At 44.6% G+C, this 25,575-nt stretch carries 24 protein-coding genes; 8 read left to right on the forward strand and 16 right to left on the reverse strand.

Going from position 1 to position 25,575, the window contains the following annotated elements:
- Positions 1-17: 17 nt before the first annotated feature.
- From LZG73_RS08505 to gcvT, 8 genes are all read right to left on the reverse strand, one after another.
- The gene (locus LZG73_RS08505) at positions 18-1,955 is read right to left on the reverse strand and encodes an asparagine synthase-related protein (RefSeq protein ID WP_233848627.1); all 1,938 of its coding nucleotides are present in this window, start codon (positions 1,953-1,955) and stop codon (positions 18-20) included.
- A 21-nt stretch (positions 1,956-1,976) separates the two neighbouring features.
- Complete coding sequence (locus LZG73_RS08510; RefSeq protein WP_233847649.1) at positions 1,977-2,132, reverse strand: lasso RiPP family leader peptide-containing protein; 156 nt, start codon at positions 2,130-2,132, stop codon at positions 1,977-1,979.
- A 132-nt stretch (positions 2,133-2,264) separates the two neighbouring features.
- Positions 2,265-2,969, reverse strand: coding sequence for a hypothetical protein (locus tag LZG73_RS08515; RefSeq protein ID WP_233847655.1), 705 nt, complete (start codon positions 2,967-2,969; stop codon positions 2,265-2,267).
- 50 nt (positions 2,970-3,019) lie between these two features.
- Positions 3,020-3,661 carry a uridine kinase gene (locus LZG73_RS08520; RefSeq protein WP_233847657.1) on the reverse strand — a complete coding sequence of 214 codons (642 nt, stop codon included), beginning with the start codon at positions 3,659-3,661 and terminating at the stop codon, positions 3,020-3,022.
- A gap of 17 nt (positions 3,662-3,678) precedes the next feature.
- A complete protein-coding gene (locus LZG73_RS08525; RefSeq protein WP_233847658.1) occupies positions 3,679-5,496 on the reverse strand; it encodes a hypothetical protein in 1,818 nt (605 codons plus the stop codon).
- A gap of 39 nt (positions 5,497-5,535) precedes the next feature.
- Positions 5,536-7,437, reverse strand: a complete 1,902-nt coding sequence (locus LZG73_RS08530; protein ID WP_233847659.1) for a hypothetical protein — start codon at positions 7,435-7,437, stop codon at positions 5,536-5,538.
- A 119-nt stretch (positions 7,438-7,556) separates the two neighbouring features.
- Positions 7,557-8,267: a 2-phosphosulfolactate phosphatase gene (locus LZG73_RS08535; protein WP_233847661.1), complete on the reverse strand. Its 711-nt coding sequence runs from the start codon at positions 8,265-8,267 to the stop codon at positions 7,557-7,559.
- A gap of 35 nt (positions 8,268-8,302) precedes the next feature.
- A complete protein-coding gene (gene gcvT / locus LZG73_RS08540) occupies positions 8,303-9,385 on the reverse strand; it encodes a glycine cleavage system aminomethyltransferase GcvT (protein WP_233847663.1) in 1,083 nt (360 codons plus the stop codon).
- Positions 9,386-9,544: 159 nt separating this feature from the next.
- Here gcvT and LZG73_RS08545 point away from each other — a divergent pair, with 159 nt between their 5' ends.
- A complete protein-coding gene (locus tag LZG73_RS08545) occupies positions 9,545-10,714 on the forward strand; it encodes an FG-GAP and VCBS repeat-containing protein (RefSeq protein ID WP_233847664.1) in 1,170 nt (389 codons plus the stop codon).
- Between the two features lie 53 nt (positions 10,715-10,767).
- On the opposite strand, the gene LZG73_RS08550 is transcribed toward LZG73_RS08545, so the two are convergent.
- From LZG73_RS08550 to panD, 4 genes are all read right to left on the reverse strand, one after another.
- Positions 10,768-11,448, reverse strand: a complete 681-nt coding sequence (locus LZG73_RS08550; RefSeq protein WP_233847665.1) for a zinc metallopeptidase — start codon at positions 11,446-11,448, stop codon at positions 10,768-10,770.
- Between the two features lie 7 nt (positions 11,449-11,455).
- A complete protein-coding gene (gene rfaE2 / locus LZG73_RS08555; RefSeq protein WP_233847666.1) occupies positions 11,456-11,944 on the reverse strand; it encodes a D-glycero-beta-D-manno-heptose 1-phosphate adenylyltransferase in 489 nt (162 codons plus the stop codon).
- Positions 11,945-12,025: 81 nt separating this feature from the next.
- A complete protein-coding gene (locus LZG73_RS08560; protein WP_233847668.1) occupies positions 12,026-13,057 on the reverse strand; it encodes a lysylphosphatidylglycerol synthase transmembrane domain-containing protein in 1,032 nt (343 codons plus the stop codon).
- A 39-nt stretch (positions 13,058-13,096) separates the two neighbouring features.
- Positions 13,097-13,447, reverse strand: a complete 351-nt coding sequence (panD, locus tag LZG73_RS08565; protein WP_233847671.1) for an aspartate 1-decarboxylase — start codon at positions 13,445-13,447, stop codon at positions 13,097-13,099.
- Between the two features lie 191 nt (positions 13,448-13,638).
- Here panD and LZG73_RS08570 point away from each other — a divergent pair, with 191 nt between their 5' ends.
- Positions 13,639-15,111: a Gfo/Idh/MocA family protein gene (locus LZG73_RS08570; protein WP_233847673.1), complete on the forward strand. Its 1,473-nt coding sequence runs from the start codon at positions 13,639-13,641 to the stop codon at positions 15,109-15,111.
- A 51-nt stretch (positions 15,112-15,162) separates the two neighbouring features.
- Here the strand turns inward: LZG73_RS08570 and panC are convergent, their stop codons facing one another.
- Positions 15,163-16,005 (reverse strand): pantoate--beta-alanine ligase, encoded by an 843-nt coding sequence (panC, locus tag LZG73_RS08575; protein ID WP_233847676.1) that lies wholly within the window; start codon positions 16,003-16,005, stop codon positions 15,163-15,165.
- Positions 16,006-16,212: 207 nt separating this feature from the next.
- On the opposite strand from panC, the gene LZG73_RS08580 reads away from it, so the two are divergent.
- The 4 genes from LZG73_RS08580 to LZG73_RS08595 all read left to right on the forward strand — a co-directional run bounded on the left by LZG73_RS08580 (position 16,213) and on the right by LZG73_RS08595 (position 20,585).
- Positions 16,213-17,019 (forward strand): glycogen/starch synthase, encoded by an 807-nt coding sequence (locus tag LZG73_RS08580; protein WP_233847679.1) that lies wholly within the window; start codon positions 16,213-16,215, stop codon positions 17,017-17,019.
- 215 nt (positions 17,020-17,234) lie between these two features.
- Entirely contained in the window at positions 17,235-19,073 is a 1,839-nt protein-coding gene (gene glmS / locus LZG73_RS08585; protein ID WP_233847680.1) for a glutamine--fructose-6-phosphate transaminase (isomerizing), read from the forward strand.
- A gap of 124 nt (positions 19,074-19,197) precedes the next feature.
- Positions 19,198-19,797, forward strand: a complete 600-nt coding sequence (gene gldD, locus LZG73_RS08590; RefSeq protein WP_233847682.1) for a gliding motility lipoprotein GldD — start codon at positions 19,198-19,200, stop codon at positions 19,795-19,797.
- 71 nt (positions 19,798-19,868) lie between these two features.
- Positions 19,869-20,585, forward strand: a complete 717-nt coding sequence (locus tag LZG73_RS08595) for a hypothetical protein (protein WP_233847684.1) — start codon at positions 19,869-19,871, stop codon at positions 20,583-20,585.
- Positions 20,586-20,592: 7 nt separating this feature from the next.
- On the opposite strand, the gene LZG73_RS08600 is transcribed toward LZG73_RS08595, so the two are convergent.
- Entirely contained in the window at positions 20,593-21,384 is a 792-nt protein-coding gene (locus LZG73_RS08600; RefSeq protein ID WP_233847687.1) for an SDR family NAD(P)-dependent oxidoreductase, read from the reverse strand.
- Positions 21,385-21,484: 100 nt separating this feature from the next.
- Positions 21,485-23,203 carry an IlvD/Edd family dehydratase gene (locus LZG73_RS08605; protein ID WP_233847689.1) on the reverse strand — a complete coding sequence of 573 codons (1,719 nt, stop codon included), beginning with the start codon at positions 23,201-23,203 and terminating at the stop codon, positions 21,485-21,487.
- A gap of 107 nt (positions 23,204-23,310) precedes the next feature.
- Between LZG73_RS08605 and LZG73_RS08610 the strand changes: the two genes are divergently transcribed.
- Positions 23,311-24,567, forward strand: a complete 1,257-nt coding sequence (locus LZG73_RS08610; protein WP_233847691.1) for a serine hydrolase — start codon at positions 23,311-23,313, stop codon at positions 24,565-24,567.
- Between the two features lie 3 nt (positions 24,568-24,570).
- Here LZG73_RS08610 and LZG73_RS08615 read toward each other — a convergent pair whose 3' ends face one another.
- The gene (locus LZG73_RS08615) at positions 24,571-24,960 is read right to left on the reverse strand and encodes a MerC domain-containing protein (RefSeq protein WP_233847692.1); all 390 of its coding nucleotides are present in this window, start codon (positions 24,958-24,960) and stop codon (positions 24,571-24,573) included.
- Between the two features lie 197 nt (positions 24,961-25,157).
- Here LZG73_RS08615 and LZG73_RS08620 point away from each other — a divergent pair, with 197 nt between their 5' ends.
- A complete protein-coding gene (locus tag LZG73_RS08620; protein WP_233847694.1) occupies positions 25,158-25,568 on the forward strand; it encodes a Fur family transcriptional regulator in 411 nt (136 codons plus the stop codon).
- The last annotated feature ends 7 nt before the right edge of the window (positions 25,569-25,575 follow it).

Genomic DNA, 25,575 nt, shown 5'->3' on the forward strand with positions numbered 1-25,575 from the left:
GCGAAACGAACTGACAATCAAATCCTTATCGGAATGTCATTCGATTTCAACCATTCAAACCATGCGGCCAGGGAGATGGTTCTTGTGACGTGGAACAAGGTTCGATTGTAGGCATTGTCGTCCAATCCTTCTGTTTGTAAAAACCTCATTGTGTCAGCAAATTTCTCTTTATCTATCACGGTCCAAACCTCGTTGGAATCTGTCAATAATTCGCGCGACTGCTCGTACAACCGAAGCGTAACTTCTTTGCCGAAAGATCCTACGGTTGCTTTTTGATGCCTCGTGCGCACATGTTCAGGCAAGATTCCCTTCATCGCTTCCCGGAAGTGAGCCCTGCCTTGTCCGTTTCCAAACTTGACAATCGCAGGAATAGAAATGCACAATTCAAACAGGCGTTTGTCGTAAAATGGTGAGCTGTTCTTGAAACCATAGTAATTGGTAAGGGCAAATCTTTCTTCGTTCAATGCGATTGAATGATGGTTAAAAACATCCTCGAACCATTGCTGATAATCAGCAGAAAGATCACCTCTCAAAGAGACGGACAGCTTATTTTGCGTTGGTTTTTGTGCAAAATTTGCTCTCTTAAAGTCGTCTCGCAACAATGTAACGGGCTGTATGGAAGTGCTCTCAACTTTTGCCTTCAAAGCTTTTGCTATTCGCATGGTGAAGTATCCCATGGAAATGTCAAAGTGCTTAGAAACTTCCTTAAATGTCTGGTAAGAACTGAGCAGTCCAGCTCGCCGAACTTGCGCTGTCAATCTGTTATAAATGAAGTTCTGTTCGACTATGGAAGCTTGCTGTTCAAAGGTTAACGTTTCCCAATTTTTGTATTGGTGTGAAAGTGAAAAATATTTAACACGCTCGCGGAGTAATTTTTTTAATGTGTTCCAATCCCTATTTTTCCATAACAGCTCTGGCAACTCCAATCCGCTTCCAACAATTGAGTCGCCATCACTGCCATTCATTAGAACATTGCACTTCAATTCTTTTGCAAGCCGCATAACCGCCGCTTCGGACGAGGGTGATATAGGCGAGGCCAATGGGCGACCATAAATAGTTGTATTTGACCGGACAATGGCTAGATCGTCAGTCGGCTGAACGAGTTCATGATGAAATGATCCAATATCTCTGGCTACATCTCTTGCGAATAGATTGTCGTCTGTTTTGTACGCTCTCGTGCTATAATAGAACGTGTGAAGCGGCCTTTCCGGATGAAGAAGTTTTGCTATGGAGCTGATCGATGAAGAATCAAGTCCGCCGCTCAGGTGTGAACCAAGCAGTTGTGAGGGATCACTTGTGTTTTTTTGCACCGATTCTGTCAGCAACCCACGGAATGCCTCAGCATATTCCGGCACTGAATTTAAGTCTGACCATTCGGAAATCCTGAACTTGGTGAATGTGGCGTACGACTTATCGTTTGGTGCAAGACTTAAAAGTTGCCCAGGAAGCGCAGACTTGATGTTTTGGTAGAAAGTGTCCTCGGAATAATCAGTGGATTGATCAGCACGGAAAGTCGTGTAATTAATGATGCGATTCCGATCGATACTAACATAGGGCTTAACTTCCTGCATTCGCACAAGTGTTGCCAAATTTGTCGAAAATGCGAGGAATTGATGTGGAATGTGCATGTAATAAATCGGGCACATTCCGAACAAGTGACGGGCAAAGCATAATTGATTGGCAGCAACATCGACCCAGATCCCAATGTCTAGCTCACCATTAGCCTGTTCCAAATATGAACGGAACTCAAAAAAAGAAGTCAAGCCTTTGGGAGCTAAGCTACCCAATGACTTGACTTCTTTATCTTTCTCAACTCCAATCAAAACTTTGAATGGAATTTCAGATGTTTTTACAGAAAGCTTGATGTAACCGTTATTCCAAACAATTACGCCCTCTTTGCCTTGTGATTCATGAATAAAAGGAGAATGATAATTTACAAATCCTTCAATATCCACGGTCAAAGGTGAATGTTGCTTTTAAGCGTCTGGCGAATAAGTCAACTCAGAAGTTAGATCATCAAATAAACTTCCTTGCTTCCCCTTCGTCAATTTGGCCACATTACCGAATTTATTCAAAACCGGTTTGCGATAAGACTTTTTTGTCTGTGTAGAGTGCGAATTCACTGTTTTCATTTTGAATTTGTTATATGATTAATACCAGTATCCGCCGTAAATTTAGTCAGATAAATTGAAAATCCAAACTTTAAGGCGTCACAATGTGAAAAAAACAAGGTTAATGCAATTCAAAACCTTGAACGTATATGACTACTTTATGCCATACTCGATTATTTTTCGGGTTATATGCGTTCCAGACTCAATTTTTCCCGATCCAATGCATTCCTCCGTTTGGCATAATTCAAAGGCGGTCTGATCATCGAAAATTAACCCTACGCCGAGTCCATACTGCTTGATTCCGATATATCGGTTGATAATCGACGTGTCTTTTCTTTCGACAACCACTAGCGCCTTGTCAAATGATTGCGATCCAACCTGAATCGGCTTGCCCAAATTCTCATAGTGATATTCTTGTGCATCAGCATTATTGTAACTGTTTCCGTTCCAGGTCACATTCGGATCGACTGGAAAAGCCATTGAGAAAAAAGTCTGGTTGTCAATGTTGGTCAAAAGCTTGTCCGGAAATTTCTGGGCCGTGAATTCCTTGACTTTTTGCCATGATTCTTTGTCTGTATTCCTTCTTGACCTCGCAAATGTGTAAGTTGGAATGCCGTTTTCGTCTGTCGCCATCCGGTCTGTCTCATCTTTTTCCTGCCAGCTTTTTTTCACCGGATTTGCCTGTCCAGCTGAGTAAATCTCTTCCTGAACTTCATAAATGGCATAACGGCCAATTTCCAAAGGATAATAATCATACGAGTCGACAGGCTCGGTTTTATCCTTTTTGCATGAAAATAAAGTGGCGACTAACAATGTAGCGAAAATCGCTGATCGGCTAATGTGTGTAAATTTGCGCATTTTGATAGTGGAGAATGTGAAAGATATTTGTATAAAAATAATGTATGCAATCAAGCTTTCCGCTCCGCCAGTTTTCCCCTCAAAAAGCCTTTCAGCACTTCCAAACCTGTATCAAAGCGTGTATTATTGTTGATAACCATGTCCGCCTCGGAGCGTAATGGCAGGATAAACTTGTCGTAAGTCGGCGCCACGTGATGCTCCCAACGATAAAGGACGTCGTCAAGGTCATAGCCGCGTTCGTTATTATCACGAATAATCCGCCTTTTTATTTTAACGTGTTCCTTTGCATCCACAAAAATTTTCAAATCGATCAATCGAGAGATCTCTGGAAAATAAAATACAAAGATGCCTTCGACGATAATGATCGGTCGTGGCTCAAAAATCAGCATTTCTGGAACAATGAGCGGATTATTAAAAGTGTATTCCTTTTGATGAACCTCCCTTCCCGCACGGAGAACCGCAATGTGCTCGGCAAACAAATGATGATCAATCGTTTCAGGCAGGTCGAAATTTTCTACGCCATTTTCATCCCTTGGAATTTCGTGAATGGGGCGATAGTAATTGTCCTGAGAAATGCGGGTAATGTCTTCTTTCGGAAACGCATCAATCAGGCTTTTCATAAAAAAAGTCTTTCCAGACGCACTTCCGCCGGTTATGCCAACAATATAAGGTAAAATTTCGGGGGTTGTCATTTGATTAAATTATACGATTATTCGATTACTGCCAATTTTCCGGCAAACTTTTCACTTCCATCTTCCGACACAATCAGCACCATATAAATGCCTCCCTTAGCACGCCTGCCCGTGTAATCATTCAAATTCCAGGACGCCGTCCCGCCCTGTGACCGCGTTTCATAAATGAGCCGCCCGGAAAGTTCGGTGATTTTGACTGTTGAATTGCCCATCAGACCTTTTATGCCAATTGTCCCCGCATAACCCGGATGGACCGGATTTGGGAAAACCGTAACGCTTGAAAAGTTTTCGGACGAAGCCGAAGAATTGCTTCTGTAAGCAACCATTCCGTTGGGTGTATCAATATATAAAATGCCTTTTTCAGCATTAAACTGTAACGAAACTATCGAATCTGATGGCAACGGACTATCAGCGGCAGTAAATTTCTCAATCATTTCTGTGCCGTCCTCATTGAAAAGATATAAGCCATTTCGCGTCCCTATCCATTTTCGATTCCCCGGTTCAATGGCGATGGCTGTGCACTTTTCGTTTGCAAAAAGTTTGCGCTGACCAAAAATCGGCAAAACTGCGTCAGCGCGAGTTCCGCTTAAAATGCCATCTGTTACAAAATAGCCAACTCCACGGTCGCTGGCAAACCAGACATAACCGTCCGTGCTTAGAGCCAAACTATTGATTACAGCTGATGGCAAACTCCCGCTTCCAATGTTGGTCGACAAAACGCGTTGCTGGTTTTCAGCGTTTTTGACAAGAATGCCACCGCCCAAATAATCCGGAAGTCTCGTCCAGCTTAACCCATTCAAGTCAACAATGGAGGAATCTGTTTTTGGAAAAATAGTCGTGTCCGCTTGTTCGGGTGTGAAGGATTGGAAATTTGTTTCCGCATTGTGCAGCAATCCGTTTCGTGAATCTGCAACCCAAAATTTATCAGCATTTGTCTGTAAAACTTCGCGGGTTGCTTTGAAGGCCGGATTTGTGAATGTTCTGACTTCTTTCGCCTCGTCCAAGACGATGAACCGATCATCTAATGTTACTGTAAGCGCATTGTTCCAGACAGACATTGCATAATTTTTGCTCATTGTAGACGCAATGATTTTCCAATTTCCGCCTACTTTTTGAAACAAACCTTTTTCACTATAAGCCGCATAAAGCTGCCTGTTGACAGCTGAAATCGCAACGCCTTTTCCAGGTGTGGCAATTGCTTTCCAATTGGAAAAATCCTGTCTGTTAACCGACGCCGACATGGAAGTTGCCAACATTCCCTCAGAAGTTATGGCATAAAGCGAGTCCGCGGCAAATGCAATATCGCTCACTGACACCTGCGCCCCATTGCCTCCAATGTAACGATATGTTTCTTCAACCTGCTGATTTTTAGTGTCCAGAACCACTATGCCGAAACTGGTGCATAAATAAGCCAGGCTCTCTTGAAACACGATCCGCTTGATGTCTTTCTTGTCAGGAAGGTCTGCGTTTTGGGTTAACAAAGGCCAGTTGATAATGTGCTCGGGCAATGATGCTGCATTCAGGTAAACCATATCAACATTGCCGCTTTTGTACGCGAATAACAAGAGCTTATCTTGCTCATGAAAGGCCATGCTGCTAATCCCGGAGTCATGCAATCCATCAGACTTCGACCAGGTTTTGATCTCCTTATTGGCAATGTTAATGCTGAACAAGCCGTTATGCGACGCACAGAAAATAGCCTCATTAACCTTGGTTAAATGTTTGGCTGAAAGATAGTTGAAGTGCGTTTCCCAATTTCCAATCGGCACATTCTGGCTCATTGCCATTTGGAAAATGGCATGCCAAAAGAACACAATCAAAAACGGGCGCTTCATATCACTTCCTTTTATGGCAACAAGCTGCCCGCAAGCATGTCAATTGGAAACTGTAACCACGGCAGAGCCTTTGCCCGTTCCCGAGCCGCAACCGCTTTTCAGCGAACTGACTGTGTATTCTGTCGTGGTCGCCGGGGAAACTGAAATCAGGTAAGGATTCAGGAATGTGCCGTTGATGGCAGTTCCGTCAGACAATGTGAATGACCACGGCGGCAAACCATTTTTGAATTTGAGCAAAATTCGTGTCGTCCGTCCCGCCGTGATTGTCCCTTTTCCGGAAACTTCTGCCAATGCTTTGTCTGGCGCAATTACGTCCAATTCCTCAATCGCGCTTGAAACAGCAGGAGATGAAGAAATTATGCGGATTTTTTGCGTCCGGATGGTGTCACCCTGGGAAATGGAGTTGATTTTCACCCGCATTGCAGTCGGCGTAACCGTCGTTGGGAGGTTTACGAAACGTCCGGCTTTGTCTGTAACCTGCACTGTAAACTTGTTATTTGGATTGTAACGCCCTTCAATTTTATAGGGAATGTCAATGGTTGAACCTGCGCAAACCATGTTTTGAGGCAGTTTTTCAAGCGTGATGCTTGCAGGAGGACTTTTCACGGCAACATGCGCCGATCCCGAAAATTTACCAACTCCACACAAACCGCCCGCCGACGTAATCTGATAATTGGTGTCGAACATTGGTTTAACCTTGATCTTATGCGGAGATTCTTGAATGTTATTTTCGTAAGTGCCGTCGGAAAGCAATGCGAACCAAGGACCGCCGCCGGTGAATTTCAATGTCAGCTCGCCAGTTTCATTTTCCCCAAGTTTAAGAGAATCCCGTTGCAGTATGGCAACTGTGGGCGAAACAATGGAAATATTGGTCGTTTGGCTAACCAAATATGGTGCAGAGGAAACAACGCGCAATTTGTATTCGCCTGGTTTGTAAGTCGTTGGGATCTGGGTCGTTATGTAGCCGGTTGTGTCGGGTGTCGAAATGGTTTTAAATGCGCCCGTGCGCTCTGCGATTTGCACGACAAATTTATTTCCATCCTTATATTTTCCCGTCGCATTGAAAGGAACCTGAAAAGGGATGCCGCTGCAAAGCTTGGCGATTTTCTCCACTTCCTTCAATTCAAGTTTAGGCTCCGGATTATTGTTAACATTCACAATCGCTTCCCCGGAAACCGCTCCGCTGCCGCAAGCATTGGCAACGCCCATTAATTTGTATGCTTTTACATCTTTCGGTTTTACGGTCAAATAATGTGGATTGGACAATGTTTGATAAACCACCGTGCTGTCCGAAAGCAGAAATGACCATGGGCCCGCGCCTGTAAAATTCACTTTTAAGTTCACTTCCTGTCCAGGCGTAATGCGCGCAGATTGCGTTCCGTCAATCACTTCAAGTCTCGCGCTAGCATTTTGCAACAAACGGATCGGGACTTCCTGGCTTCTTACGACCGGGATTGAGCTTACAATTTGAATTCTATAAACTTCACCGCCAATTTTATAAGAGGGAATCACGGCCTTGACCGGACTTTTACTGACTGGCAACGAAATAGGGACCGATTTTCCGTTTGCGTCGATAAGCTGCGCGATGAATGTGTTCCCATCATCATAGGGCCCGACTGTATGAAAAGGAATGTTAACCGTCGTTCCTGGGCAAACGGACAAATAAGAAATATCGTCAATAATGATTTTGAAAGACGTCACGCTGTCCGCAGCGGGTTCCGTTTTTGCCAGCCGTTCTTCTGCTTCTTTTTCTGTTAATGTGTCTGCGGAAAGTTGCGTATTGCTGCTGTCCGGCGTAATAATGGTGTCGCGCAGAGTCTGTGTCTCGTTGGTCGGAGCTGCAATGGGCGCAGCTTGTGTGGGCTGAGGAGCGGCAGCCGTGTCTGCTTTAGGCGTTACAACGGGTTTAGCCGGAGCTGGCGCTTTTTTCTTTGGAGCCAAAATTTGTCTTTTGGGCGCATTGCTTTTTTTTTGGGCATGGGCATGATTGGTAAAAATCATTAGTCCGCAAAAAATGAGAAAGACGAATCTGAACATGTAAGAATTTTTAGTTTTTTAGCTTAATTCATTGCTACCAACGTGCTTCCGCGCAAAACGGGAACAACGTCATACAAATCTTTTTGCAGACAATAAGAAATGTCTTTCTGAATTCCCAGGCGTTGCAAGCGACGCACGTGGGAGGAATTGGAAACGCTGGCCAACAAGTTGTCACGACTTTGATTATAAAGTCTTTGCGCCATCAATGTGCCATCTTCCAAAAGCATGAACTCGTCCTTCAATGCATCCGCAAGTGCTCCGGCAAACAATGTGTCTTCCAGATTCGGCCGTCCTTTCCAGCCTGCGCAAAGCACCAGAATGTCGTAAGGTTCGGAACGCAAATGATTGGCCAATGCGCCAAGATTCAGGAAAGATCCGATCATCACTTTCACCGCAGACGCTTTGGCTTTGGTGATAGATAACGTTCCGTTGGTGGTTGTCATTGCGATCTGCGAGCCGATCAGTCGCTCATTCATATAGCTGAAAGGCGAATTGTCCAGATCAAAGCCTTCCACTTTTCTTGCGTCGCGCTCGGCAGCGGCGATGAAACCTTTGTCTTGTAAAAGTTTACATTCTTCAACGCTCGCAACAGGAGTGATGCTTTTAACACCATAAGCAAGGCCTGTTACCATGCAGGAAGTTGCCCTGAAAACGTCGGCAACGACAACTATTGAATTGTTAAGTTTGTGTAAATGAAGCAGGTCGGGTGTAAGGCAAACATCAAGTTGTTTCATAAATGCAATCGAAACTGTATATCTTTTAGGAATGATTAATTTTTAACAAAAGGCAGTTTGACAACTTTTGCTTTCAATAACCGGTCGCGGACTTTGACAAAAATCTCGGTTTCCGGCTTGCTGTAAGCAGCAGGGACATATCCCAGGCCAATGCCTTTTTGCAGAGTAGGGGATTGCGTTCCCGAAGTGACCTCGCCCAGTTTTGCGCCGGTTTCATCACAAAGTTCATAATGTCCGCGAGGGATGCCTCTGTCAATCATCTCAAAACCAACCAGTTTCCGCTGCAATCCAGCTTCCTTTTGCTGTTTCAACTCGGAGGAATCTATAAAATCTTTTGTGAATTTGGTCACCCAGCCTAAGCCGGCTTCCAGTGGAGATGTGTTGTCGTCAATGTCGTTTCCGTAAAGGCAAAAGCCTTTTTCAAGTCGCAATGTGTCTCTTGCGCCTAGTCCAACGGGCTTTATGCCAAATTCTGCTCCCGCTTCGAATATGGCATTCCACATTTTAACAGCATCCGCATTCTTTACATATATTTCAAATCCGCCCGCTCCGGTGTAACCTGTCGCTGAAATAATTACATTTTCAATGCCAGCCATTTCACCGATTTTGAAAGTGTAATAATCCATCGCCCCCAAGTCAACGGCGGTTAGCTTTTGCAATGTGGCAGCAGCATTAGGCCCTTGAACGGCAAACAAACTGAGTGCATCCGAAAGGTTTTCCATTTCTACGCCTTCCGTGTTCTGGCTTTGAATCCAGTTCCAATCTTTTTCAATGTTGGAAGCGTTCACAACAAGAAAATATTCTTCGTCTGCAATTCTATAGACAAGCAAATCATCTACAACGCCGCCTTTTCCGTTGGGCAGATAACTATATTGAACCTTCCCGTCAAACAATGCGGAAGCGTCATTGGAAGTTACTTTTTGAATTAAATCCAATGCTTTTGGCCCTTTAACGCTGAATTCTCCCATGTGAGAGACGTCAAAAACGCCTACATTATTTCTTACAGTGTGGTGTTCATCCAGATCCGAGGAATAGCGCACAGGCATTTCAAAACCTGCAAATGGGACCATTTTGGCACCCAAATCAATATGGACCTGATGTAAAGGGACGGTTTTCATGAATGGTTAATTGGTTCACAACAATTCACAAAAGTAGGTAAAGCCGATCAAAGCCCCACAAAAAAGTCTTTGTTCAAATGCTGCTGTGCGGTTTTTGAAGTATATTGTGAAAAAATATGCTTAAATAATTAGCGCAAAGCATGTGCTGAAACCTGGATTATGAAGAGAGAATTACTGCTTTTTGCCCTGACGCTTGTTGCCGCCGAATCGGTTGCGCAAACGGCCACTTTTGTAGGGGAAGTCATTGATGATAAAATTAGCATCGGTTATGGAGTTACATCCGGCGATGTGGATGGCGACGGCAAGCCGGATATTTTGCTGGCAGATAAAAAGGAAATTGTTTGGTATAAAAATCCTGGGAAAAAAGCAGAAAAATGGACGCGTAATGTGATTGCGAGAGATTTGACGGAACAGGATAATGTGTGCATTGCAGCGAGGGATATTGACGGCGACGGAAAAGTGGAAGTGGCCGTGGGCGCGCAATGGAACCCTGCGGAAACTAAAAATATAAAACAATCGGGTGCGGTTTATTATTTGTCTGCGCCGCAGGACCGCACGCAGCTTTGGGAGCCCGTTCGTTTGCATCATGAAGTCACAATTCACAGAATGCAATGGTTGAAAAAGGCGGATGGTGATTTCCAGCTTGCTGTCCTTCCATTGCATGGCGAGGGCAACACAGGCGGCGAAGGAGCTGGTGTGAAGCTGATCGTATTTGATGTTCCTGAAAAGAAAACGGGCATATGGGGTTATCAACTGGTGGAAACTGGCATGCATATGACGCATAACATGCAGTCCATGGAAGTGCCAGGCAGAATGCTGGGAGTTGCCATTGCAGGAAAAGAGGGCGTTCAGGTTTTCTTGGATGGTGCAGATGGCTGGGCTCCGTCTGGCACCTGGATGGTGCCGCAAACAGGAGTAGGGGAGATCAGGACAGGGATTTTAGGCAAAAATCAATTGTTCACGGCAACAATTGAGCCCATGCACGGGACAAGTTTGGTCGTATATTCAAAAGACAACCGGACCGTTTTGACGGATAAGATAAAAGAAGGTCACGCGCTCGTATGCGCCGACTTTTTCGGTCAGGGTCGTGACCAGGTTGTGATGGGCTGGCGTAACCCGAATGTGACTGGAGAAACGGGTGTCAGAATTTACGTAGGCTCAGATCCGGAAGGCAAGAAATGGCAAGAATATGTGCTGGATGACAAAATTAAAATTGCCTGCGAAGATGTGGCAGCTGCGGATCTGGATGGAGACGGCGATCTCGATATCCTCGCCTCCGGCCGCGCCACGCACAATGTTGTTGTATATTGGAATCAGAAGAAGAAATAAAAAAAAGGCTGAGAAGTTAATTTCTCAGCCTTAACATAAAGTTTTAGCAAGCCTTAATCTCTGCGTCCCATCAAAATGCTTACATAATAGAGCAATGTTGCAAGGGAACCGATTGCAGCAACCAAATAAGTTCTGGCAGCCCATTTAAGCGCATCGGCAGACATAACGTATTCTCTTTCGTTCACAATGCGGTTTTTCTGAATCCATGCCAGCGCTCTGTTGCTCGCGTCGTATTCAACCGGCAAAGTGATAAAGCTGAACAATGTTGTCGCTGCAAACAATGCGACTCCCACCATTAAAGGAATCGGCGTTGTGTTCAGCAATACAATTCCACCTAAAATAATCCACTGCATATAACTGGACGCAACGCTCAAAAACGGCACCATTTGCGACCTGAACTGTAACCATTTGTAAGCCGTTGCATGTTGCAAAGCGTGTCCGCATTCATGGGAAGCCACTGCCGCAGCAGATACGCTCCGTCCGTGATAAACGTCGGGGCTTAAATTAACTGTCTTATCCTGAGGGTTATAATGGTCGGTAAGGCGACCTTCAACAGATAACACTCTTACATCATAAATTCCACTTTCACGAAGCATGGTTTCCGCAATTTCTTTTCCGCTCATTCCATTGCTGAGCCCCACTTGCGAATATTCTTCAAACTTTTTCTTGAGACGCCATTGCACATAAAGGCTAATGAGCATCACCAAAATACCAATCACATATGCACCAGCCATATTTACGTTATTTATATCCTTGTTTTATTTTTTCAATCAGCGCGGTTGTCGAGTAACCCTGCACAAGAGCAATCGTTTTTACCTCACCTCCTTTACTTAAAACAAAATCCGCGCCAGCAATAGTTTCAACTGTATAATCGTCTCCTTTGACCAAAATGTCAGGTTTCACGGCTTCAATCAACTGACTAGGCGTCGGTTCGTCGAACAAAATGACAGCATCAATGAAGGATAATGCAGCCATTAATCTTGCTCTTGCATATTCGTTTACAACCGGGCGCAATGGTCCTTTAAGCCTGCTTACGGAAGCATCTGTGTTAAGGCCAAGCACCAACCGGTCGCCTAATGCACGTGCTTTTTCCAAATAATCAATGTGTCCCAAATGCACAATGTCGAAGCAGCCATTTGTAAAAACAACCTTCTGCCCCGCGCGTTGCCAGTCTTCAATGGTTGGAATGGCTTCTTCAAGTCTTAATATCTTGCTTTCGGTAAGGCTCATGGGATAATCTAATTAGGATTAGGAAAAAATTACAGCACGAAATGATACGCCATTTTGATATGACCGGACTATAATCTGCAATTAATTTTCAATCGAAACCTGCGTATTTTCAGACACTGATTTCTTGTTTTGAACCAAAACGTATAGGAATGCAAGCGCCCCGATAATAAGCATAAAGATCATCTGCGCGCCGTGAATGAATGTGGCCAATGTAATTCCATCATTTTGGGATAACCCATACAAAATCATCACATTACCAACGAGCAAATGGTAAGCGCCAATGCCGCCTTGCGTCGGAGCCGTCATGCCGATTGCACCAACAACCAACAATGTCAAGCCAGCCAATGGTCCCAGATCAGACGTTTCAGGAATGCAGAAAAACAGCACATAAGAAACGAAATAATAGAAAACCCAAATGGCAACGGTGCTAAGGATAAACAGACCAGGGCTTTTTAGTTTGCGAATGCTTAAAAAACCATCCAGCATTCCCTTTCCGAATGTGATCATCTTTTGAGCAAAAGCATTTTGGAATAACTTCTCTCTTAATGCTGCATTTTTGTAAATAATATATGCCCCAATAACGCCGAAAAGCATGAATGCAGTGAGTATGCCCAGTAATGTCGCTGCCGAATCACCCTGCCCGCCAGGAACTTTGCTTTGGAAAAAGTCAGTGAAAAATTTGCTGAGGCGATTGAATTCAAGAATAAAATTTAAACCAATCATTAGAAGCAAGATCAACACATCGAATATACGTTCCGCCACAACCGTTCCGAAGCTCAGGTTTACGGGAATGCGTTCCAGTCTGTATAACGTTCCGCAGCGCGTTACTTCGCCCATTCGAGGCACAATGTAATTGGCAAAATAACCGGTTAAAACTGAAATAGAACTGTTGAAAAGTCCGGGTTTATGACCTAGCGGTTCCATAAGCATCCCCCAGCGCCACGCCCTCGTAATGTGTGCGCAAAGCAGCAAAGCGCATGATAAAGCAATCCATCGCCAGTCGGATTTAGCGAACCTGTCGAGCATTTCTGCGAAGTTGATGTCTTTGAAGACAAACCAGATCAGGCCGCCTGCAAGCGCAAGCGAAATGGTGTAACGTAAAGCGCTTTTCATAGCTGATTTAAGATTTTGCGAACCTGTAAAGAAAGGAAGTTAAACCACAAGATGATTATTATGATCCGGAAAAACGATCATTGGCTTGAATGTTTTGGCTTCTTCCTGGCTCATGGAGCCATATGCAATGATAATGATAATGTCACCGATCTGGACTCTTCTTGCGGCAGCGCCATTCAAACAGATCATTCCTGAGCCTCTTTCACCCTTGATAACGTAGGTTACAAAGCGCTCCCCGTTATTGTTATTTACAATGTGAACTTGTTCGTTTTCAACCAATCCGGCGGCATCGATCAGGTCTTCGTCGATGGTGATGCTGCCTACGTAATTCAACTCCGCCTGAGTCACCTTAACCCGGTGAATCTTCGATTTCATGAGTGTTATTTGCATTACCGGGTAATGTAAGTCGGGAAAAAATTTATGCTTATTCACCCCAAAGTTAAGGGAATAATATACAGCCTTCAAAACATCCCCGTTATGGTTACGGTTCCCATTTCACAATTCGGGGCGCTGCAAGTAATTATCATGACAAGTATGCTTTAAACAATATTATCCACTTTATCTTTTCACTATCAAATCAGATGAGTTCAGAAAATAAACCGAAGGATGTAAAGCGCCGGGAGTTTTTGCAAAAAACGACGGCAGCAGCGATTGGAAGTTTCTTTATTGTCCCACGCCATGTGCTGGGCAAAGGCTTCGTGGCACCAAGTGACAAATTAAACATTGCAGGAATAGGGGTTGGCGGAAAGGGTTTTTCAGATACAAATAATGCGTGGAATAAAGGTGCAGAAAATCTTGTAGCGCTTTGCGACGTGGATTGGGGTCAAGCCAAAAAGAATTTTGAGCTTCATCCAGATGCGAAGAAATACAAGGATTTTAGAAAGATGTTTGATGAAATGGAAAAGGACATTGACGCAGTAACCGTTTCAACCACTGACCATATGCACGCCATTATTGCGATGGCAGCCATGCAGCGCGGCAAGCACGTATATGTGCAAAAGCCATTGACACACGACATTTATGAAGCGCGGATGCTGACCGAAGCAGCGCGTAAATACAAAGTGGTAACCCAAATGGGAAACCAGGGCGCTTCTAACCCTGCACAAACCCAAATGAAAGAATGGTTTACAAAAGGCCTGATCGGCAATGTGCATGAAGCGCATGTTTGGACCAATCGTCCGGTGTGGCCACAAGGAATTCCGGTTCCAACCGAAAAATTCCCTGTTCCGGCAGACATTGACTGGGAACTTTGGGTAGGGTCGGCTGAATGGGTGGATTATAACCCGGCCTGGCATCCATTCAAATGGCGAGGCTGGTGGAATTTTGGAACCGGCGCATTAGGCGATATGGGCTGCCACCTGATCGACCCCGCTTTCCGCACATTAGGACTGGGTTATCCAACGGAATTGGAATGCAGCGTAGGACAAGTTTTCATTAAAGACTGGACTCCTGAATACATTCCCGAAGGCTGCCCACCATCATCGCGTGTGCAACTCAAATTCCCTGCAAACAAGATTAACAAATCCGAAGTGACATTAACCTGGCACGACGGCGGTTTGCGTCCTTTCCACCCGGAAATTATTCCTGCAAATGATCCGCTTGGAGAGCCAGACAGCAGCAATGGTGTTTTGTTAATCGGGGAAAAAGGCGTGATGACCTGCGGAACGTATGGAATTACCCCAAAACTTTACCTAAATGACGGGACGAAACTTGAATACAAGCAAGGTGATTTTGGTAACAAATACACCCCAATGGCAGAATTCGGTCACCACGTTTCCTGGACAGACGCGTGCAAAGCAGGTTTCAACAGCAAGGAGCATAAAGCATTAACCTCATCATTTGACTACGCTGGGCCTTTGACCGAAACCGTAATCATGGGTAACCTCGGAATTCGCAGCTACAACTTGCGCACGGCAAAAGCAGATGGCAAAGGATTTGACTATCCAGGTCGTAAGAAACTGCTTTGGGATGGTAATAATATGAAGGTCACCAACTTTGACGAGGCGAACCAGTTTGTGAAAAGGAAATATAGAGGCGATTGGAAATTGTCGTAAGGGCGCCAGGGCGTTTAGACTTCCCAAGTCTCCAAGACTTGGGAAGTCTTCCTAGAAAACCACATTATCAATCAACCTCACCGGACCTAAAAACGCTGCTACGCAAATGGCATTTGTCCCGGGTGCTCCAATCGTTGAAACGGGCTGCAATGTCTTCACATTGACAACCTCAAAATAATCAAGCGTAAATTCCTTAATGCTTCCAAAATCTTCACTCGCTGATTGAATAACCGTTTTGACGTCTTCGGCGCTTAGCAAGCGCTTTTTCGCATCATCCAAAATTCTGTAAATATGTGGCGCAATGGCTCGTTCAGTATCATTAAGCCTGCGGTTGCGGGACGACATGGCTAGTCCGTCTCTTTCTCTAATGGTTGGGCAGACGATGAGTTCGAGATTGAATGCAAGATCAGCAACCAGTTGTTGAATAATCGAAACCTGTTGTAAATCCTTTTGACCAAAATACGCGCGGTGCGGAGAAACGATGTGAAAGAGCTTTGAAACGACAATGCCGACTCCATTGAAATGTCCTGGCCGGGAAGCGCCTTCCATTACACTTTCCAAAGACCCGAAATTAATGACCAGTGAAGGTTTTTCAAGATACATTTCCTCAACCGACGGCGCAAAAACCGCAGTGCAGCCGGCTCTTTCCAACATTGCGCAGTCTTCTTCCAGCGTGCGCGGATATTTTAGCAGGTCTTCCGGATTGTTGAACTGCGCAGGATTAACGAAAACACTGCAAACAGTAATGTCATTTTCCTTCGTGGATGCGTCAACGAGCGAAATATGGCCATCGTGCAAAGCGCCCATCGTGGGAATTAAGCCGATTGTCTTTTGCTGTAAAAGTTGTTGATCGAGGAAACTGCGAAGGCCTTTGATTGAAGTAAATACTTCCATTGAAAAAGTGGAATCAGAGGGAGTAATCAGACCGTGAAGAATGCTTTTCTATAATACGAATAGCAATCAATGGTCGATGAAAAAAATTTGGAATGGGAATTCCCAAACTGAGCGCAATATGACATTTAGTTTGGAATATTTTTTGATTTTGCCATTTTTTTTGTATAATTTTGCAAAACTTTTTTTCACAAACTGCTAAAAACATCTATGGAGAAACTACGAATTTTGTATGTAGCCAGTGAAATCAACCCTTTCCTCCAAACCACCGATGTTGCCGATTACGTAAGGAAACTTCCTCAGGCAATGCAGGAACGAGGTGCAGAAATTAGAATTCTTGTCCCCCGTTTTGGTCTTATCAATGAACGCAAAAACCGGCTTCATGAAGTAGTTCGACTGTCAGGAATAAACATTACCGTAGGAGATGAAGAGAAGCCATTGATCATTAAAGTTGCTTCCATCCCCAATGCGAAACTGCAAGTATATTTTATTGATAATGACGATTATTTCCACCGCAAATCTGTATTCTTCGATAAGGAGAATAACTTTTACGATGACAATGATGAGCGCGCGATTTTCTTCTGCAAAGGTGTGTTGGAAACCGTAAAAAAACTGGGTTGGGCGCCTGATGTAGTGCATTGCAACGACTGGATGACGGCCTTGATTCCATTGTATCTGAAAACCACTTATCGCAACGATCCAATGTTCAAGGATACGAAAAGTGTGTTCACAGTGCATAATAATGCTTTTGACTACAAATTCGACGCTGATTTACATAACAAGGCAAAAGCAATGGATGTAAGCGATGAAGCCCTGGCTCATTTGCGTTCTAATGATTTTGAAGGATTTGTTAAAATCGGTTGTGCATACGCAGACGCAGTTTTGAAAGCGGACGATCATTGCAGCGAAAGTCTGAACCAGATTTTCAACAATGCGCCTAAGCGTGTTGAACTTGATGAACAGGACGAAAAGTTCTCCGAATCGTATTACAACTTGTATACAGATTTGATGAGCTGATCCATATAGATTCACTGAAAGGAGATGGGGGTCCACATGGATCGCCATTTTTTTTGTGCCCAAGCTGGCGAAACCATTTAAAGGGTGTGTTCGAGCACTCTTGCGAAATTGGATATTTTTTAGTAATTAATTAAAATTAAGCTTGTTATGCATAGCTGATTGCTATTTATTTGCATGGAATTATATTGATATACACGCAAACAAAATACTGAAATATGTGCGGAATTGTAGCCTATGTGGGAGTAAGAGAAGCTTATCCCCTCATTCTGAAAGGTCTGAAAAGATTGGAATATCGTGGTTATGACAGCTCGGGCATTGCCTTGTTGGAAAATGACAAATTGGATATTTATAAGAAGAAGGGCAAGGTTTCTGATCTGGAAAGTGAGCTTGCTGCCAAACACCTGACCGCTTCAATCGGCATCGGACATACGCGCTGGGCAACACACGGCGAACCCAATGACGTGAATGCGCATCCGCACTATTCCAATAACCGCAGACTTTCGATCATTCATAATGGGATCATTGAAAACTACGCCGCGATCAAACAAAATCTGATTTCAAAAGGACATAAGTTCCTGAGCGACACGGACACGGAAGTGTTGATCCATTTTATCGAAGACATTCAGCAGGAGACGGGTGGATCACTCGAATCGGCGGTGAAGCTTGCATTGAAGGAAGTCGTAGGTGCTTATGCCATTGTGGTTATGTCCGTAGATCATCCGGGGCAACTCATTGCAGCCAGAAAAGGAAGTCCGCTCGTGATTGGCATTGGAGAAGATGAGTTTTTCTTCGCTTCGGACGCCACGCCCATTATCGAATACACGAAGAATGTCGTTTATCTGGATGATTACGAGGTTGCTGTGGTCAAAAACGGCAAGCTTAGCATTCAAAATCTGGACAACACCGAAACGATTCCTTACATCCAGAAACTTGAAATGGAACTGGAAAACATTGAAAAAGGTGGTTATGACCATTTCATGATCAAGGAAATTTTCGAGCAGCCGCGTTCCATTGCAGATAGCATGAGGGGCCGTTTGCGTGCAGACAATGCACATTTGCAGCTTGGTGGGTTGAATAACTATCTAGACAAGTTAGCAGCCTCCGATCGCATTGTGATCGTTGGATGCGGGACTTCCTGGCATGCCGGGCTTGTTGCCGAATACTTGTTTGAGGAGTTGGCAAGAGTGAATGTGGAAGTTGAATATGCTTCGGAATTCCGTTATCGCAACCCGGTTATTAATGAAAAAGACATTGTTATCGCCATTTCCCAGTCCGGCGAAACGGCTGATACACTTGCAGCCATTGAACTGGCAAAGTCCAAGGGAGCAACGATATTTGGCGTCTGCAATGTGGTGGGATCTTCGATCGCACGTGCAACGGACGCCGGCGCTTATACACACGCAGGCCCGGAAATTGGCGTCGCGAGCACCAAAGCCTTTACTGCACAAGTGACCGTGCTGACTTTGATTGCCATTGCAACAGCCAAAAGGAAGGGCACAATATCAGAAGAAACTTACCGCCAGCTTTTGATCGAGCTGGAAACGATTCCTTCTAAGGTTGACAAAGTGTTTGAGAATGCGGACAAAATCAAGGAAATCGCATTTATCTTCACCTATGCACGTAACTTCATTTATCTCGGACGCGGGCTTAATTTCCCCGTCGCATTGGAAGGCGCTCTCAAATTGAAAGAGATTTCCTACATCCACGCAGAAGGTTATCCCGCCGCAGAAATGAAGCACGGTCCCATCGCATTGATTGACGAGGATATGCCGGTTGTTTTCCTGGCAACCAAGGATGGCTCGTATGAGAAAATCGTATCAAACATTCAGGAAGTGAAAGCCAGAAAGGGAAGAGTTATCGCCATTGTTACTGAGGGAGATACGCTGATTCCGGGCATGGTTGACTTTGTTATTGAAGTTCCAAAAGTGCATGAGTTGCTGACGCCGCTGGTGTCCGTCATTCCCTTGCAGTTACTTTCCTATTACATTGCCGTCATGCGCGGCAGGAATGTGGATCAGCCCAGAAATCTTGCAAAGTCCGTCACCGTGGAATAACGAATTGGGTAAAAATAGCAAAAGCGAAATTGTCTCATGGGCAGTTTCGCTTTTTGTTTTGTGCTCGTCAAAATGGGAAATATTGTTTGGCTCTTTTCGTTAGTTTTGCGCGTTCAGTTTCTCTATGACACATTCTCAGATGCTAAAATCATTGCTTTATCTCCTCATCATCAGTGTTGTAACTTTTTCTTGCACCAAAAAGGAGGAACGTTATGTCCCCAAACCGAAAGGGTTTAACCGGGTGGAATTGCCCGAACATGCATATCAAAAACTGACGCAGGATCACCCCTACACATTTGAGGTTTCCAAATATGCGCAGGTTGTTCCGGATACATTTGCAATGGCTGGAAAGGATTGGATTTTTATTAATTATCCACAATTCAACGCCAACATTCAGATCACTTATAAAGCGATTGATAACAAGCCAGCCAACCTGAAAGACTTCATTAATGACTCTTACAAATTGGCCAGCAAGCATCAGATTCGTGCTTCTGCCATTCAGGAACAGCGGGTTTTGGGCAAAACAGGGAAAACGGCAATCCTCTTCAAGATCGATGGCGATGTGCCAAGTCCGTATCAATTTTACACAACCGACAGCACCAGGCATTTCATGCGTGGAGCCATTTACTTCCCCACCGCCACTAAAAACGATTCGCTTGCACCGGTCATTGATTATTTGCAAAAAGACATGGTACAACTTTTGAATACATTGAACTGGAGATAAAAATATGAAAGGCGTTGCTGCGGAATGTGCGACGCCGTATCTTTGAAGTTCTCATCTCAACAACTTATCAAATGGCTAAAAAGCAACCAAAAAACCAGTTACTTCTCGATTTTTCGGTGCGTGGCAACCGGATTGTCCTACACTTGGGCCAGGTCGAAAGTCAGCGTTTGGCGGATCAGCTTTTCAATGGTTTGGTAAATGGAGACTGGATGATTGAACCTGCTGGCGCAGTTGCCGACATCTCTTATGCGCAAGATATTGTGCATCAAATAGGTCACAAACTTCCTTATCCTGAGGGAATTAAGATTGCGCAACTGCACAATGTTGATCCAAATTTCAAAGGATTTTCAGCGATTTTCCGTCAAAAAGGCTGGGTGTTTGTCAATGCGGCTTCGGAGATTAATGAGCGTAATTATCACATTCATTTACTCACGGTTTCGTTGGGATTGCATACGTTATATGCCAATACAAGCTCACTTGCTGCCCGCTCGGAACAATTGATTTTTGAAGCATTAATGCCATTTGAAGACGTTGAAAGCTTTTTCCGTAATGACATTTCCAAAATCCCGGGATTCCTTGCATCGGACATTGCCCACTTTTTCAAAGTGCCGTTCCCGATGGTTTTAAAAAGGGCTTTGGCATTAAAAATTATCAGTGATGATCAATATCGCAAGTTTATGACCGTCATTCCAGTTGCTTCGTCCAAGCCACGCGAGCTTTTTGTTTCGCCGGATGGAAACATTGATGACCTCGAAGCACAGCTGTTCTCACAAGGAATGGAAGATTAAATGTCCATCATTTTACATGCAGATTACTCAAATCGGGTAGGGGACTGACCGACGTCCATCCTCCATCCACGACGAGACTTTGTCCCGTAATGTGCCCGGAATGTGGCGATAGGAGGAATAGTGCTGCATTTGCAATGTCTTCACAAATCGCAGGTCGGCCCATTGGGGTTATGGCAGACCAAATTTTAGGATAAGTCGGATCTTCTGCCAGCGTTCTTTCCGTTAATGTGGCGCCGGGAGCCACCGTGTTGATGGTGATGCCATGAGGAGACAATTCCAAAACCAGATTTTTCGCAAGCATTTCCAGCCCGGCCTTTGTCATTGCATATGCGCCCAAGAACTGATGCGCCTGATGCCCTACAACTGAGGACATTAACAAAATCCTGCCGCCACTTTTTTGAGCGCGCATTTGCCTTGCTCCCGCCTGGGTCAACAAAAACGAACCCATTAAATTGAGTTCAAGCACTTTTCGGAGATTTTCTTCCGGATATTCAAAAAAGTCACCGAAAAGCGTAATTCCAGCATTGGCAACCACAATGCTAAGGTGTCCAAAGCATTTGATCGCTTCTTCCACCATGCCTTCAATCACTTCAAGCTTGGACGCATCGCCCGCGAAAGCAATGCATTCGCCTTCCTTATTACGAATTTTTTCAGCAGCTTCTGATGCCAGTGAAGCGTCGAAATCATTCAGAATTACGCATGCGCCTTGACAAGCCAGTTGTTTGGCAATCTCAAAACCAATTCCCTGGCCCGCTCCCGTTACAATTGCGACTTGATTATCAAATAGTTGGCTACTCATCCTTATCGTTTAAAATGAAAGGCTGTTTCAAAACTGACCCATTGCGCATGACGTTTTAGACGATCATATCAATAAGACAATGTTTCAAAACAGCCCTTTTTTAATGGGAATCCCTAGTCACTTTATCTCCCGAACCGCCTTTTAAGAAGTCGAGATCCGCTCCCTCATGTGCCTGCATTACGTGATTGATGTGCAAATGCACATAACCCCGGCTGTAACCCAAGTTCAGTGGCTGCCACAACAGGCGCCGCCGCTGCAACTCTTCCTCAGACACTTCGAGATTCAAACTTCTGTTTTCGACATCTAAAACAATGTAATCTCCATCCTGCACCAATGCGAGCGTTCCGCCCACCGCAGCTTCCGGCGAGACGTGCAAAATAACCGTTCCAAAACCCGTTCCGCTCATCCGGCCGTCAGAAATCCGCAGCATATCAATGACGCCTTGCGCTAGCAATTTTTTTGGTAAAGACATGTTGCCCACTTCCGGCATTCCCGGATAACCTTTCGGGCCTACATTTTTGAGCACCAAAACGCTGTTTTCATCCACATCCAGTTCCGGATCGTCCAGACGCGCTTTGTAATCGTCAATGTCTTCAAACACAACAGCCCTGCCTCTGTGCTGCATTAGCTCAGGCTTCAACGAAGCCGAAGGTTTAATTACGGCACCATTTTCGCAAAGATTGCCACGCACAACGGCCAGGCCGGTCAGATCTTTCACGGGTTCAGCTAATGTTCCAATCACCTCGGGATCAAAGCATTCTGCATTCGCACAGTTTTCGGCCATGGTCTTTCCATTGGCTGTAATAACATTCGGATGCAGCAAGCCGATCATTTCCTTTATTACAACCGGCAAACCGCCAGCATAATAGAAATCCTCCATGAAATATCCTCCCGAAGGCTGCAAATTCAGCAGCAACGGAATTTTGGCACACAGATCATTGAAGTGATCGAGTGAAAGATCAACGCCGATTCTTCCTGCAATGGCCAAAAGGTGAATCACGAAGTTGGTCGACCCGCCAATGGCAGCATTCAGCATAATGGCGTTTTCAAACGCTTCTTTGGTCAAAATTTGTGACAAACGCAGATCTTCATGCACCATTTGCACAATCCTGCGTCCCGACAAGTGCGCCAGCACTTTGCGGCGAGAGTCGGCAGCCGGAATGGCTGCGTTTTCCGGCAATGTGAGTCCAAGCGACTCGACCATGCAAGCCATGGTCGAGGCAGTTCCCATTACGGCGCAATGTCCGTCGCTTCGGCACATGCATGCCTCTGCGGTCGTGAGTTCTTCCTGCGATATTTCCCCTTTACGATACAATTCGCTGAATCGCCACACGTCGCTCGTTCCAATGGTTTTGCCTCGGTAACGGCCTGTTAACATCGGTCCGCCCGAAACCACAATGGTCGGAATGTTAACGCTCGCGGCGCCCATGACCAGTGATGGCGTGGTTTTGTCACAGCCGCAAAGCAGCACGACGCCGTCAATTGGATTGGCACGGATCGACTCTTCCACATCCATACTCGCCAGATTCCGGTAAAGCATTGCCGTAGGCTTAATCAGCGTTTCACCGAGCGACATAACCGGGAATTCGAGCGGAAAACCGCCAGCTTCCCAAATGCCCCGTTTGACCGATTCAGCCAGCTCGCGAAAATGCCCGTTGCACGGTGTTAGTTCTGAAAATGTATTGCAAATGCCAATAACAGGCCTTCCTTCAAATTCATCGGCTGGATAACCTTGATTTTTCATCCAAGCCCTATATATAAAGCCGTCCTTGCCGGACTTGCCAAACCATCCGCGGCTGCGCAATTTATTTTCTCCCATTATATGCCAATGTTTACATTCAAATAAGTAAAGGCCAAAATCAGTAAAATATAATTCCGGAAACCCTTTAAAATAAATATTGTATCTTCGTTTTACACGCTCCCGGGATGCCCATGATTTGGTTTAGAGGTTATAAATTGTTGCTTTACTTGCTTTTACAATCCATTGCATTGCCTTCTTTCGCACAGTTCCAGGCCGATAATTTTATAGAAAAGTTACTCAAAAAGCATCCTGAACGCTTCGCAGAACTCCTTAAAGACCCGGACAAATACAAGATCCAAATCCTCTACACGCGCATTGACCGCAACCGCAAAAACGAACCGAATTTTACCACGCATCGCTATCAGGTTAACAGCGAAAAATATTTCTACCCCGCAAGCACGGTTAAGCTTCCCGCCGTTGCGCTGGCTTTTGAAAAACTCAATAAGTTAGGGATTGATAAGAACACGCCCATGTTAACCGGCGCCGACAGGCCCGAACAAACTGCGGTTAATGCTGATTCCACCGCCGAAAACAAGCTTCCGTCGGTTGCGCATTATGCCAAAAAGATCCTGCTTGTTAGTGATAATGATGCTTTTAACAGGTTATATGAATTCATTGGACAAGAAGAATTCAATGATTCGCTGCACAAGAAGGGCTTTAAAAATGTTCGGATTGTTCACCGCCTGGAATCATCCATTGGTGCGGAAAACAACCGATACACGAATCCGATAAAGTTTGAAAAAGATGGAAAAGTCATTTTTGAACAACCGACCAAATATGCTGCCAAAGAGCTGAAATCTGCAACCCCGATTTTGGAAGGCAAGGGTTATATGAAGGGCACGGAGCTGGTGAATGAGCCTTTTGACTTTTCAAGTAAAAATTATTTTGCCTTGGAGGATCAGCATCGCTTGTTAAAAACTATTTTTTTCCCGGATCAGGTGCCAGCGAGCCAGCGGTTTAACCTCACGCCCGACGATTATCGTTTCATGTATCAATATATGTCACAATTTCCTGTTGAAACGAGTTTTCCGGAACATTACACGGATGATTATTACGATGGTTATGCCAAGTTTTTGCTTTTTGGGGCGACAAAAACGAGGTTACCAAGGCACATTCGACTGTTCAATAAAGTGGGCGACGCTTATGGCTTCCTTTTGGACAACGCTTACATTGCCGACTTTGAAAAGGGAATTGAGTTTATGCTGACTGCCGTAATCTATTGCAATGAGGATCAGATCTTTAATGATGATAAATACGATTACGAAAAGGTGGGATTTCCTTTTATGGCAGATTTGGGCAAAACCATTTTTGAATATGAATTGAATCGAAAAAGGCCGAATAGGCCGGATTTAAGCCGTTTTGAAGTGCAATACGATAAATAGAAGTTACGAAACCTTCCATTTAATCTTGGGTGCGATCTGGCAGAGATATAAATTGAGCAAGTGGCCGAAAATCAACAACGCCGAGCCTGCATAGCCCAACCATGTGAACACTAGATGCTTAGCTTCCAAGATCAGGGAAACCGAAAAGATGGCCAGTGCTCCCCAAAGAATTGCTCTCACTGCCAGTGATTTATGATTGCGTGTCGCGTAAAACACAGCCACCCCATTGATCAAGATAAAAAGATAATCGAGCGAAACCAGTCCTGCATGCGCGTGATGCGACATCGTTGTTCCAAATGCCAAAGCAGGAACCAGCAGGCAATGCACAATGCACAACACCGAACCTAGAATTCCAATATAATCTGCCTTGCTGTGGGAATGTGATGCTTTCATGCTAAATACAATAACGTTGCAAAAATAAGGTTATCATTCTTCACATGCAACAGAGTTGCACAATTATTTTCTCTGCTTTTGCTTGTAATGTTTCCTTGTGTCGGAAATGCGCATTGAAAATATAGCAGTAAGAACTTAACTTTGGCAGGAGGGGTTTTATTTAAAGAACACCAATAAACGATAAACTGTTGGAAACAATGGACCAGTTAAGAGAAACGCTGAAAGGGCATCAATTGCGGACAACAACATGCCGTGAGGATGTGCTTTCGACATTTATCAATAAGAAAAATGCGCTGTCGCACGGAGATTTGGAAGGAGCGTTGGGAGAAAATTACGACCGCGTAACGATTTATCGTACGTTGAAGACGTTTCTTGAAAAAGGCATTATCCACAAAGTTTTAGATGACGAGGGACTTCGTTACGCTTTGTGTTCGCACAGTTGCTCTGAGGAAAAGCATCAGCACGATCACATTCACTTCAAATGCAGTGCTTGCGGAGAAACCAATTGTTTGGAAACCCTTCATATTCCTTCCATTCAGCTTCCAAATGGTTATCAGCCGGAGAATTTTAATCTGCTGATTCAAGGCGTTTGCCCCAAATGTAATTAGAAGTTAA

This window comes from Dyadobacter sp. CY326 (assembly GCF_021390515.1).
Lineage (GTDB): Bacteria > Bacteroidota > Bacteroidia > Cytophagales > Spirosomataceae > Dyadobacter.